This is a genomic window from Bradyrhizobium sp. 1200_D9_N1_1 (genome assembly GCF_052075915.1).
In the GTDB taxonomy this organism is placed as follows: domain Bacteria; phylum Pseudomonadota; class Alphaproteobacteria; order Rhizobiales; family Xanthobacteraceae; genus Bradyrhizobium; species Bradyrhizobium diazoefficiens.
In genome coordinates this window covers 7,559,426-7,572,789 of sequence record NZ_CP197226.1, presented here as the reverse complement: position 1 = coordinate 7,572,789, position 13,364 = coordinate 7,559,426, and the positions used below count along the sequence as shown (strand labels likewise).

Genomic DNA, 13,364 nt, shown 5'->3' with positions numbered 1-13,364 from the left:
TGCTCGGTCGGCAGGCGAAGAGGTGTGGGGTTCGCGCCAGGTCAGGCGCTGGAATTCTCCGTCGACCATGGATCAGCTCGACCGTCTGCCTCGGTTCGCTCTATTCTAGGTGACTGGTGCCGGATCTTCCTTCAGCCCCCGGGCGACGATCCGTAGCGCACCGTCTGGAAGTGGCCGCTGCAGCTTCAGCGCCTCCTCCGCCGGCGCGGTCATCCAGGTCTCGACCTCGTCCGGCGTCGTCAGGATCACCGGCATCGCCTTCGGATGGATGACGAAGACCTCAGCGTTGGCCTCCGTCGTCAGGAAGGCGTAGAGGTCGTTGGTGGTCTCGCCTTCCTTGACCTTCCGGACGGACGTCCAATTGGTCCAAATGCCGGCGAAGCAGGCGAGCGGCCGTGTCTCGTCCAGCGCGAACCAGATGTCGCCGCCCTCGGCCTTGTTGAACTCGCTGAACGAGTTGAACGGCACCACGCAACGGTGTTCCGGACCCAGCCAGCGGGTCCAGTGCTTCGACTTCACGTTTCGGATGTTTGTCGTTCCGGAATCGGGCTCCATCCGGAGCAGTTCCTTGAAATCGACTTCCTTGCCCTTGGCTTGCAGCTTCTCGGCGCGCTTCTTCGTCGCGTCCATCAGCGCCTTCGACGAGGATGGCATGCCCCATCGCGCAGTCGCGAGCTCGCGGCCGGCGGCGCCGTTCCGGATGATGGGCGCCTTGTAGTCGGGAAAGACGCCGGGCATCGGCGCGAGGTTGCCGACGTACCGGTTGACGACGCGGAACAGCGCGCTGATGGCCGCCTGGTTGGTGGTGATCGAGTAGAGATTGCACATGTCCATAGTTCCAAAACGGGTAATGCGTTCAAGCTGAGGACGCTTCTAGCGGAGAAGATCAATGAACGAGTCGACTCCCTTGGATGCCAACACGTTGATGATCCGCTCGACCCGCTGACGTGTTTTCTTGCTTTGCGAAACCTTGCCGGCGGTCAGCATCTTGCGGAGCTCGGCGGGCTGCACCATGAGCGCGTACCGGCTGACGGAGAGGTTCGTCGCGATCCCTTCGAGCACCTCGATCACCCGGTCGATCTTCGCGTCCTCAAGCCTCGAGAGTCTCTGGAAAACGATATAGAGGTCATTGGGAGCGTAGCCGGCGCCCAGCGCGTCTGTAAGTTGTTCGAGAAGCCAGTCCACATCGACGTTCCATAGAAACCAAAGGCCTATGGACCCAATCTCGTTGGCGTAGCGACTTCGGTCGGGGCTTGCCTTGGCGGCGGAAAGTCGCCGCGACCAATATCGCTCGGCGCGCTCTTTCAAGGCCGAGGATTCGGCCCTGCCCAATCCGATCGTTTGGCCGATCAGGCGCATGGCGTCCTGACGCTCGGATATCGGCGCGTTGTCTAGGAAGAGATTCAACAATTCCTCTGGAAGCGTCCCTCTGACGTGGAAGGTGATCAGATATCCGGTAAGTCGATGGTCGTTCGTCTCGCGGACACTCGCGTCACCGGACGACATTTTCCCGATCTCGCGGAGGTAGCAGTCGCGATAGGATGGCTCTTCGAAGAGGTTGTCGATCGGGCCCGCGTCGTCGCGCAGATGCGTCGACCAGGCATATTCACGCAGAGACTCGTCGTCGGCAGGCAGCAGCGAAGTCAGGTGATCCCTGAGCCAGCATCCTTCGATCTGATAGAGGCAATTCAGGTATCTGCCCATGACCATGCGGGGCGCGGCATGTTTGCCGGTTTGATCGGCCAGGAACTGAACCAGCATGGACCGAAGCGCTTCGGCAGGCGACAGTGTGGTCGTAGAAGGTTCGCACGTCGATGCGGCTCCATTCGCATGAAGCCAATTCAGGCCGAGGATGCTCAACTCGGCGATGCCGCCGCTCAGTATCTGCCGGGCGTCGTCGAACGACTGCGGCTGCGGCATCCTCCGCGTTTCGTCGGGCTCGGGAGTCGTCGAAGCGATCGCGTGCAGCGACGTTACGAGTGAGAGAACCTCGCCGCCATGTCGGATATCGATGGCCGCGGTCTTGCGGAGGCCGGACACCATCAGCGCGATGCATGCGCGCAGGAGAGGATAACGGTCGGCATCCTCCGACTGCCTTCCCAGCCGCCGGACGACGGTCGTCATGAAGGGCAAGAGAGACGACCAGTCCATCTTGGTGCCATTGAACGCCGGCGTATCCAGGCCCTCGAGGAAGCGCCGCACGAATATCGACGGAAGGTCGATAACTTCGCTCGCCCTTTTCGAATAGGCGAGGGGATCCGCCGAGACCGCGGTTCTGAATTCGCCGGCCAATGCCGTCGTCTCGCGCGCCGCTTCCCGATCCGAATCCGGAGCGCGACTGCGAAGGAAAGTGATCGTCGCGTCGACGCCGGCAGAACTCATGTCCTCGCTGGACCGCGGGCTCGTCACGAATCCCACGAACCGATAATAGCGGTCACTCGGCGTGCCGAACTCGGCGGCGCCGGCCTCGAGCGCGCGCTGGCGTTCGACTGGCAGAACGTCGCTCCAGCCGCCGACGATATCGTGGACGGTCGCGAACCGGTGCTCCCGCGCGTCCCATTCGTTCGGTTCCCGGTGATGGACCTCGACGAACCATTTTCGCCAACGATCTTCCTCTATGAACGAGTCCACGCGATCGAGGATCGCTTGTTGCTCCTGGGCACCGAGCGACGGAAACGACGCCTTCGCCATCAGGTCGTACTCGGTCCGGCACCAAGACGCTCCGATAAGGTCGGCGTCCGTCAAGTAACGCGTAGCCAACTCGGGCAGACTGCCGGACGAGGACGCCACCACGCGCATCGCGATGCGCTCGAAGACCATGCCTTCGCGGGAGCGAATACGTGCGACCACATCGTTCGCCTTCGACACGTCGACACGGATCGCCTCGGTGGCGGCCTCGACGATGGCGGCGGCGAGCGCCGTCGGAATGTCGCGGTGTTGCGGATTTTCGTCGATGTCACCGAAAAGATGATTCGAGAGATCACCGTGTTCGTCGACAGGTAGATACTTCCGAATGACGGCCACTCGATGCAGCAGCTCGCAGAACAATTCAAACGCGGGTCGAGGCGCGGCAGTTATGAGGTCCGTCGCCGTATCCGAAAGGAAGTGCTCATACATCGAATGGTCGTGCAGCGTTGCCAGATGTTCGTCCTTGGAGAAGACCTGGAAGTAGGCGGTGGCGATCCGAAGTGCCGCGTCTCCGTAACCTGCGCGAGCGAGACTCTTCATTATGTTCGCCGGATGCAGCAGGAAGAACCGTTCGCCCGGCACCAGCCAACCGGAGATCGTTTCCGCCAGCATGGCGGCGTCCGCCGCGGGAAGCGCGGCCGCGATCTCCACGCCTGAGAGTTGCACGTCCGGATGCGTGGATTCCGCCAAAGCGCGGATCGCGCCGACGACCATGGCGCGCGTAGACGGGTTCGGAGATGCGGCCATTCGCAGTAGATACCGTCCGACCGACCATTGCCGGAAGCCGGTATCGTCCTCTTCCGGCGTGAAGAACGGTTCACCTATCAGCCCCTTCTTCCGAAGATGAGGCAACCAATCTTCCGACGTCAGACTGTCGTAGAACCTGTATTGAAGCTGTCCGGCTCCCGGGACTTCGGCGACGAAAGCCTTGATGCCCAGCGCCGCCGGCATGGCTGCGATTTCGATCGCTCTCTGGATCAGAGCTGCGTAACGATCCTGCAGCGCGACGGCGATACCGCGCATCACCACGTCCATCGGGCGAGCGAATTTCCGTCGAAATTCTTCGTCGACGCGCAGCCCCTTGTCGAAATTTCGCTGGTGGACTGATTTGTTGATGTCGCGGAGGAGCAGCCAGTTCGACACAACCTCGGAGTCGGGGGCCAGTCCGAGCCGATCGCTGATGCGTTCGATCTGAAATCGGTGGTTCTGCCGGGGTTTGAGTTGCTTGGATAGGCTCTCAAGCACCTCATTGTCGTACCCGAACGCCTTCACGGCTTCCAAGGCCTCATTCCTGGTTTTCTCGGATTCCGCGCTTTCCGTCGGTATGGCGTCCATCGGCGCCGCTAGAACCGCGCGGACGAGTCCTTCCAGCTCGCGAAGAGCGTGTGCGGCGGGCGGAAGGTTCGCCAGTAGAGGTAACGTGCCGCTGACGATCTGGCAGAAGTCGATGTAGCGATTGGCCACGGCGGTTCCCAGAAGAAGCCGGAGCGTTTCCGCGGTCTCGGTCTGTTCGGACGTGAGGGGTACGATGTGGGCAAGGGCGGAAGGGCTCATATCTCTAGCACTCGCACTACGCGCGCATCCACACCCGCTTGGCTGGTCCTACCAAAATAGAGATTGCACATCGTCAGGTCTCCAGAGCGGCCTGGCGAGGGCGCTGCGTCAACTGTAGCAGCGTCGCCGGCGGCCGGCGATTGGCCTTGGCGCACTTGCTGCAGCGGAGCCGATTCGCGAGGTCGTGGACGAACGTGGTCGGCGGATGGCGCAGCGAAGCCAGGTCTACGTCCCGCTTGGTCATGCACCGTGAGCACTTGATCTCGAGGCAGGAGTAGGCAGCGTTGATCGCCTGGTCGATGGTCGGCGAGGGATCGACAGGCCCGCCGTTTGCCCACATGCGCTCGTTCCAGGATTCACAGAGCAGCTTGTCGGCCTGCCTGATGAGCGCCTCGCCCTTGGCGCGGGCATCGGCAGACTGGTCTGCGAGAATCGTGGTCATCGCGCGCGCCTTACCCAGTTCTTGCTGAGCGCTTTACGGTCGCGGCCGCTAAGGGGCGTCGGATGGTGCTTAGGTGCCATGGCAGCGCCTGATTTCGGTCGCGCCGGCGACTACTCGAACGCAGGCCAGCAGCCGTCCTCCTCGTGCCTTCCGGTCCGGACCTGGCAGGTGTTGTCGAGCAACCTCTGCCCCACGTCCTTCCAGAGCACCTGCGGGCCGTAGAGGCGGGCCGCATCGGCCTTCTGGACTTCCACGATCCGTCCGCAGCGGCGGCAGGAGACCCGCAGCACGTGCTGCGGCAGGTCGGCGAGCCGCCGCATCCGCAAGCCGGCGCCGGACCGTCTGTCGTCGGCGGGGGCGTCCCTCAGGAGAGCTTCCCAGTATTCCGCAGGTAGATCGTCATCCGGGCCGATCGGCTGTCCTGGTGCGTTCTTGCCGACGGCGGCCATCTGCTTCGGGGTGGGCATGCGCGAGCTCGCGGGTCGGTCGGTCATTCGTCAATAAGAACATATAGCGAACATCGAGTCCAGCGCAGGGTCGTTGTGGACGGTATGGATTTCACGCGTCCCTGCCCGCGACTGGTGCGTGCATCTGCTGCCGCCGGCACTACATGATGGGAACCGAAGCGGGCTTCGGAACAGGAACGGTCGGCACATGGCGAAGAAGGGCGGATCGCAGCAACTCAAGGATCAGAACCGATGGCAGCTATGGTTGATCATCGCCGTCAATGCCGTCGCAAGCGGCAGATCTCCGGCCAGATGGGCGGTCGCGTCGTGCAGCGCGAGCGCCGCCGCGCGGTCTGGCTCGACCGCCAGGAGATCCTGCTCGAGGGTCGCCCGCGAGGGCGATGCGATCGCGATCCGTTTCGTCGACGCTGACGGCAAGGTCGGCAACGCGCATCTGTTGCAATCGCCGTGGAAGCCGGGCGATCCGGTCTGGCAGGGCACCATCGACGGCCACTTCGTTGCGGTGCAGACGCGGCCGATCGCCAACGGCATTCGCCTCGCGCATCAGGGCGTCGAGGTGCCCGTCTATGTCTGGACCGAGGCGGAAGCGGCCTCGGCGCGGCTGATGCCGGTGATGACGGCGTCCGATACCGGCAAGAAGCTGCTGTGCCCGATGCCCGGCTTGATCGTTTCGATCGCGGTGACCGAAGGGCAGGAGGTCAAGGCCGGCGAGACGCTGGCCGTGGTCGAAGCCATGAAGATGCAGAACGTGCTGCGAGCCGAGCAGGACGGCACCGTCAAGAAGATCTACGCCACCGCTGGCGGTGGATGCGCTGATCCTGGAGTTCGCGTAATCGAGCTCACCGCCCTCGATGAGACGGATCAACGACCTGTCACGCTCTGCAGCACGACAGTAATGCCACCGCTCTGTCGGGGTCTCGGAGCAACTCCCCCAGCCGCGCTCAAGATAATTGCCAACCGTCATCGGCGCTGCGACGCCTGCTATCGTGAGATCCCAAACCATTCAGGTGTTCGAATCGTTCGGTTCATCCCGGAAATGAAGAACCATCCGTGCAAGCGCGCAGCGCGCGGCACAGATCAGATTTGATGTTCATCGCGACCCTCCTCCTGTGCGTTTCTTCTTACTCCCTGAAGTCTTGCTTGCCGCCCGCTTACGCCCTGGATGGCGCCGTCCTGGCGCGCTCGGCGTCTGCTTCGTGATGAGCTGTCGACTTCCGACTGCGGCGAGTCCCTCGGTGAGCCGAACCGTGAACTCGTCGGCGATGGCGCTCGGCGATAACCCGCCGTCGCGGCGGTACCAGTGTCCGATCCAGTTCAACGAGCCCGCGACGGCAAAGGCGGCCAGCTTTGGGTCGCAGCGTCTCGTCGAACCGTCCGCTTTCGCTGGCCCAGGCAGCCGCCCCAGCTACAGTCGCCGTCCGCGAGGCCGGCGCCACCATCGTTGCCCCTCGCGTGCTGAAGGACATGCTCTACCGGTCTCCTTGAACGTCCAGAACGGGCCGGTTACGGATTCGACCAGAGGGTGATTCTTGGGCTATTGGCAATTGGGAGCATTCTCGGTCACCGCTAGATGTTGTAGGCGTTGCGGACCGTTGGGGGCGGTGCGTTATGGACATCAGAAACCAGGGCCAGGGCGTTCATGCGCGCGAAATCCATGGTCTCGGTGTGCTTCGACGGCTGCCGGACCAGTGGTGTGCCTACACGAACCTCGAGATTTCGATCGGACCGGGACAATACCGGGAGATCGATGCTGTGGTGGTCACGGACGACCGCATCCTTCTCGTCGATCTTAAGGATTGGAAGCACCGCATCACATGCGGCGAGGGGCGCTGGTACCACGACGATCTCGACATGCCGTCGCCAGTCTCGAAAATCCGGTTCGTGGCGCATAAAGTCCTCGAGTCGTTTCGAACGTATCTGCGCGAGCACAACGAACGACGAGGCAGCGGTGACGCGAAATTGCGGGCGCCGCTCATCCAAGGCGTTGTCGTGCAGTGCGGGCCGGCATCGCTGGATGAGATCGTGGACAACGAGAAGTCCAGCGCATTCATGCTCGACGATTTCATGCGCTTCATCGTCGCGCCAGACACACGGAATTCGCGTCTTGGACCGTCGCCGCACGCCGATCGGCGAAATCCCCTGACGGCCCCCGGGAGCCCGTGGCGTGCGTTCTTCGCCAAGTTCTTCAACGCTTCGCACGGCCCGTTCAGGCCGGGCAAACGGCGCTACGGCACCTATAGGGCACTCTCGGACCGGCCGAGCTTCGTGCACCGAGACGTCGCATATCAGGAGTTTGACGTCGAAGATGAGAACGTCGGCGCCTCGACTGGCCTTCTGCGGCGATGGGACTTCTCGCGACTGGATACGCGCTTCCAAACCGAGACCGGACGAAACGAAATCGCGGGTCGCGAGCGCAAGGTGATTGCCTACCTTAACGATCGCAATCCCAACATCGGAGCCATGATACTCCAGCCGAAAGTTGACGACCGGGAACGCGGGATCGGCTATTGGGAAGTATTCGAGACGCGGCGACGACTGAAGCGACTTTCGGACTTCGCCGCGGCGGACGCCCGGCATCTGGCGAAGCTCGAGAGGCTTGAGCTCGTCCGCCAGTTCTTAGCGAGAATGAAGGCCATTCACGAACAGGATGCGGCACACCTTGATATAGGCCCGCACAGCGTCTGGATAGAACCTCCGAACCTTGTGCGGTTGTCTCACCTGTTGGCGGCCAGAATCGACGATGTGGAATCTCTCGGCGAGCGTCGTTATTCGTTTCTGTCCTCCTCCAGAGTACCCGACGAGGCCGACGGTAACGCCGCCGATCCCAAGTCTAGGGATTGCTTTCTCGCCGGGCTCGTGGCCCACCAGATGGTTTTCGACGCGGTCCCTTCGGCCGCAGAAGTGGGTGCTCCGCCGAAATGGGACAAGGCGGTCGATCCTGACGATTCCTTTCAGGCGATCCACGCCTGGTTCGAGAAAGCGCTTTCGTGGACAGGAAACGAACGTTTCTCCGACGCAGGTGCGATGCTCGACGCGTTCAACGCCGCCGCTAACGGAGCCCTCCCGGCCGGGCAGACGTTAGCCAGGTTGGAGCGGTACCGCGTCTGGAAGACGCAACGCCAGATCTCGACTGAGTTGCCGAGCGAACGTGACATCTCGTCGGACGACTTCTCCGAAAGCTGGATGAGTCGTTACGAGGACGCGCAGGTCTTCGTCAAGATGTGGAAGAGCTCGGCGTGGGGAGGGCGACAGAGCGAGCTCCCTCGCGTCCTCGATTTCATCGAACGGGCGGACTATCTGAGGATCTCGCCTCCGGCCGGGTGCGCTCCTCTACGCAAGATCGCCTGGATGCCAGACGCAATCGTCGTGTTGCGCCAATGGGTCGACTTCCCAACGCTTCAGGAAACCATAGCCGGCAAAACCGGACCTATCGCTTCCGCCGAAGGCGGGCTGGCGTTATTGGCGAAGCTCTGCCGGCTGATGATCGATCTTCATGAGAGCGGGTTCGCGCATGGAGATTTGAAGCCTGCCAACATTCTAGTACCCGACGACCCGGACCAGACGCCAGTCCTGATCGATTACCTCGAATTCTCCACCGAGGCAGATGGGGACGTCGTCTCTTCGGCCTATGCCCCTATGTCGGGCGGGGACCGGTTCGCCAGAGATCGCTTTGCGCTTACCAAAATCGCCGAGGAGGTCTTCCTGGCGTGCGAGATCGGAGGAGAGAACGCCATCGCCTTGGCCAAGGCGATACGCGACTGCAGGGAGGGGCCGCCGGCGAATGCGACACTGCTGCCGCTATCCGAGTGCATTGAAAAGATTCTCACCCCCGAGGTCGCGGCGCCAAAGTCCGTCGTACGAATTTCGATCAAGAACGCTGAGCCGGGTCCTCTTCTGCCCGACGAAGGCGTTTTCGGTCTGAGACTCGGACGAGGCGGGCCGGTGTTCATGATACGCGGCGCGTCCGAGGAGATCATGGTGAAGCTGTCGTCGGACGGACTTCCCGTCGCCGCGTCGCGGAGGCCGCTCTCGCAGCAGCAGGTCGCCAAATATTCGCGGCACGAATTCGCCCGGTTGGAGATCGAGCTGCACGTCGCTGCGTCGACGAGAAACGACTTCGACGGCCTGCGTCAGATTCTGGACGACGCCCGGTTCCAGGAAGCATGGCGGACGCGTAGCGGCGCGTTGGTCGAGGCGGAGGCGCCCCCCGAGGAGCAGCAGCTCGAGGGCGCCGAAGTGCAGGAATCCGCCGGCGGCGACGAGGGTGGCGATCTGGCGGAAGATGCGCTCGCCGCGGAAATCGTGTCCGAGGCTCCCGCCTCGGACGTCGACGTTCCCGCTCTCTGGCGATCGCTCCTGACTGCCGAGGAGGACTTCTCTGTCGAGGGAACTACTGCGGGCGAGAGCGTCTACCGGCGGGAGACAGGCCGGCACGTCGTCCCCTTCGAATTCGAACAGGGCGAACTTAACTTCGATCGGGAGGACAAGGTCTTCGTAGAGCGGTTCGACCGTCGCCGACAGATATGGCGTGAAATCGGTCTCCTCGATATCGAAAGATCTCGCCGGGCGACGATCGTGATCGATGCGAACCGCCGGTTTCCGGACGCGCGTGACGGCCTTATTTCCGACGAAACGAAGCTGCGGTTCCTGAGCCATTGGGAGACGACAAGCCGCTCCAGACGCGAAGCGGCCTCCGAGCGGATCCTTAGCGGCCAAAGCATCGTGCGCGACCTCATCGATACATTCGACGTTCGGAGTGATGCCGTGCCGACGGTCTTCAGCAGCGTCGTCACGGCGGAGGAGGTCAAGACTGAGTACGGTTTCAACGATACGCAGGCGAAGGCGTTCGAGTTCCTCACGCGCGTTCAGCCGGTCGGCCTGCTTCAGGGACCGCCGGGAACCGGCAAGACCAAGTTTATCGCGGCCTTGGTCCATTTCGTCCTGTCCAAAAATCTCGCCCGGAACGTTCTGCTGGCGAGTCAGTCGAACGACGCCGTCGACAACGCCGCGGAGGCCGTTCTTTCGTTGTTCGGCCTCAAAGCGCGGCCTGCGATCGTGCGGGTCGGGCAGGAAGGCTCTATCTCCGATCGCCTTCTGCCGTACCACGCTGCGAGGGTGGAAATCGGGTACAAGCAGAAACTTCAAGCGGACCTGAAAAATCGAATGAGAGTTGCGGCGCGCAATCTCGGTATTTCGGCCGCCGCGTCCGACGACCTGTTGCGGCTCCATCAGTCGATCGACCCCGTCTGGATCAGGCTCCGCGAGGTAATGGAGGCAACGGAAGACGGTAGCGACGACAAACGCGCGGCTGGGCTGCGGCGGACCGTTCTCCGTATGGCAGGAAAATTTGGCGCCGGTGAACCGGAAATCGAGGACGCGATCCGCGAGGGACGGCTGATGGATGCGCTCGTGCAGCATATCGCCTCGAAGCACGAGATCGGGAACCTCGACGTCGCGGAGCGTTTCGCTTCGATCTTCAAATTGACCGCCGACCTCATCGGGTCCGTTTCAACGCCGGAAAGGAGCTTCGAAAGCTTCCTCGCGGGAACCCGTCAGATCGTCGCGGGCACCTGCGTGGGCCTCGGGCGCACGTCACTCGGTCTACGGAAGACGCCCTTCGACCTGGTCGTCGTCGACGAGGCCGCGCGCTGCACGTCGAGCGAACTGGCCGTCCCGATCCAGTCGGGTCGATGGATCGTTCTTGTCGGCGATCAAGCGCAACTTGAGCCGCATCACCGGCCCGAAGTGATATCCGATGTCGCCGTGGCCACCGGCTTGCCCAAGCGGGAAATCGTCCGCAGCGATTTCGAGCGAATCTTCGATTCCAGATACGGCAGGGAAGCGGGTCGGAAGCTCACTCAACAGCATCGGATGCTCGCTCCGATAGGCCGTATGGTGTCGACTTCGTTCTACGGCGGCGAATTGACCCACGAACGCACGACTCCCGTTATTCCGCCGAAGCACCTGCCGAAGCTGTTGGACCGCGCCGTCACCTGGGTGGCGACCGATAATCTGCAGCTCAGGTCCTTTCAGGATCCAGATCCAAAAGGTGGGTCCAGCCTCGTCAACAACGTCGAGGCCGACGCGATCCTCAAGATCATCAAGCTTTGGGACAGCGATCGTGCGTTCCGGCCCTACCTCGACCGCATACCGGGATCGACGATCGGAATCATTTGCACTTACGCGGCCCAGCGGGATCTTATTCGGCACCGGCTTCGCCTGTCTGGCCTCAGCGAGGCGATGAAGTCGAACGTGACGGTAGGCACCGTGGATAGCTATCAGGGCAAGCAGAACCCGATTGTCGTCCTTTCGCTCGTGCGCAACAACGACAGCGGTCCGGAAGAATTCAGGCAAAGGACGATTACTCAAGGCTTCATGGCTAGACCGAACCGCATCAACGTAGCCTTGAGCAGGGCAATGGACCGTCTGGTCGTCGTCGGAGCGCGCACGAGATGGCCGCTGGACGGGCCCATGTACCGCGTCTCGCAAGCTTTTGCGCGCGAACTGTCTTCAGGCTCCGCGCGCTTGGTCGATGTATCGAGACTGGACGAGACAAGCGGCCACCCACCTCCGCCGCGCTCGAGGGACGCCAAGCGCGGCCATCCGTTCCGCGGGAGGAATAAGTGAGCCCGAGCAAACTAAGGCTTTCGCTGCCGAGAGGCGTCAGGACGCTGGACTACGACGAGCCGTTCGATGTCGCGGTCTTCGATCTGCTGTTGCCGTGCAGGACCTTCGAGGTGAAACACAAGGTGACGGAGTCCGGTCGCGTGTCGATGACCGCGGAGTTCCTGCTCCGCCTGCTTCGCGCCTCCGATGGCTTCGGCGAGACTGATTTCGAAATGTTCTTCGGGTTCGACGCTGCCGAGCGAAGCTTCGTTCTAAGAGAGGCGGAAGAGGCGGGATACGTGAAACGAGAGGACGGGCGGCTCTGGCTTACGGAGGTCGGACGCGGTCTATTCAAGGAAGGCGAGGACGAACCGGTGATCTATGAGGTTGAGCAGCGGATCGTTCGGGCGGGCTTCGATCTACTCTCCTTCGCCCCAGCCGTCATGGAATCGTTCAGCAAATTCGATCACGGGCTTCCCGAGCTGAAAGTCGCGGACACGGCGCGCGCTGCGGCCGCCAAAGACACCGTCCGCGACAAGTTTCGCCGCTTTTACGGAGAGTTCTCTTCGAGGACGCGCAACGATCCGCAGAAGCGGCGATTTCTCTATTCGGTCGATCACGTCGAGCCCGGAAATCGCTTCAGTAATGTCGTACGCGTCGTCGTCAAGTCGACCCTTCGTCAGCCTAGTGCGATCGAACCCGATTTATCCGATTGGAAGGTGGGATACGAGATCGAGGACCGCGGCGAAGTCGTGGAAAGCTGCGCATCGTTCCTCACCGGCCTTTCGCGCGACCATCATCCTGGGGATGTAAACGGCTTGAACCTCTTGAGCGAGGTCGCCCCCGAATTCATGGCTTCGTTCTCGCGCGGCGGCACAATAAGCCCGAGCCTCCTTCTTCGACGCGGTGTAGGCTCGAAAAACGGCACGGAAACTTCGGCTGCTCCGGCCTTCACGGACGCGGTCGCTGGCTCTCTCTTCACCAATGCAAACTTCCTCAAGGTAGCCGACGCACTCAAGAACGCATCGGATTTGCGAAAGTCGCGTCCTCGTTCCTGCCTGTGGCTGATACCGCAAACACGCGAGTGGGGCGCCACGCGAGCCTTGCCGGCTATATTGGATCGGATCTCCGACCGACTTGCCTCGCCCGACCCGGAAACCCAGGGCGAAGAGCCGCCTCGGACGATCGCGTTCGTAGCGGGTAGGCCGACGGAGCACGTCAGACAAGCATTCGACCTCGTAATCTCAGGTCATGACGTCGCTGGCATTCCGCCGGGCCTTGAGATCTTACTTGTGCCCGGCCTGGTGGCGGCGATCTGCCTTCATCTCCCGGTGGAAGCAGCACGCGCGTTTCCGACTCCCTTGGGCCTAATCTCTTTCGACGACCACGTGGTTGAGCGCGTCCGAAGCTTGCTGGAAGAATACAGCCGTTCTTTCACCGTAGCCGGCAATGGAATGACCCTGACGGAGTTACGATCGATGATGGAGCGGGTTTTGGACTGAACGCTGGCTGCGGCTTTACGCCAAGGTCTTCGCCGGCGATATTGGCATCATCATGTGCGCCAGCAGGAGCCGGTCAGCGAAGCATTGGACCCCGGCTTTCAGGAC

6 protein-coding genes and 2 pseudogenes are annotated in these 13,364 nt (G+C 62.1%); 3 read left to right on the top strand and 5 right to left on the bottom strand.

Annotation, left to right across the window (positions count from 1 at the left end):
* Nucleotides 1–105: 105 nt before the first annotated feature.
* The 4 genes and pseudogenes from AB5K84_RS36000 to AB5K84_RS35985 form a co-directional block, all read right to left on the bottom strand.
* Nucleotides 106–828: an SOS response-associated peptidase gene (locus AB5K84_RS36000; RefSeq protein WP_038966555.1), complete on the bottom strand. Its 723-nt coding sequence runs from the start codon at nt 826–828 to the stop codon at nt 106–108.
* A gap of 45 nt (nt 829–873) precedes the next feature.
* Entirely contained in the window at nt 874–4,152 is a 3,279-nt protein-coding gene (locus tag AB5K84_RS35995) for a hypothetical protein (RefSeq protein ID WP_441232726.1), read from the bottom strand.
* Nucleotides 4,153–4,315: 163 nt separating this feature from the next.
* Nucleotides 4,316–4,764 (bottom strand): annotated as a pseudogene (locus tag AB5K84_RS35990) (hypothetical protein).
* Nucleotides 4,765–4,794: 30 nt separating this feature from the next.
* Nucleotides 4,795–5,178: a hypothetical protein gene (locus AB5K84_RS35985; RefSeq protein ID WP_178372800.1), complete on the bottom strand. Its 384-nt coding sequence runs from the start codon at nt 5,176–5,178 to the stop codon at nt 4,795–4,797.
* 150 nt (nt 5,179–5,328) lie between these two features.
* On the opposite strand from AB5K84_RS35985, the pseudogene AB5K84_RS35980 reads away from it, so the two are divergent.
* Nucleotides 5,329–5,984: pseudogene (locus tag AB5K84_RS35980) on the top strand (biotin/lipoyl-containing protein); the annotation flags it as partial.
* Nucleotides 5,985–6,241: 257 nt separating this feature from the next.
* On the opposite strand, the gene AB5K84_RS35975 reads toward AB5K84_RS35980, so the two are convergent.
* Entirely contained in the window at nt 6,242–6,547 is a 306-nt protein-coding gene (locus AB5K84_RS35975) for a hypothetical protein (protein ID WP_283805733.1), read from the bottom strand.
* A 212-nt stretch (nt 6,548–6,759) separates the two neighbouring features.
* On the opposite strand from AB5K84_RS35975, the gene AB5K84_RS35970 reads away from it, so the two are divergent.
* Together AB5K84_RS35970 and AB5K84_RS35965 are read left to right on the top strand one after the other, a co-directional pair.
* Complete coding sequence (locus tag AB5K84_RS35970; RefSeq protein WP_178372799.1) at nt 6,760–11,778, top strand: AAA domain-containing protein; 5,019 nt, start codon at nt 6,760–6,762, stop codon at nt 11,776–11,778.
* A complete protein-coding gene (locus AB5K84_RS35965) occupies nt 11,775–13,259 on the top strand; it encodes a hypothetical protein (RefSeq protein WP_038966558.1) in 1,485 nt (494 codons plus the stop codon). The genes AB5K84_RS35970 and AB5K84_RS35965 overlap by 4 nt, the downstream gene beginning before the upstream one ends.
* Nucleotides 13,260–13,364: the final 105 nt, after the last annotated feature.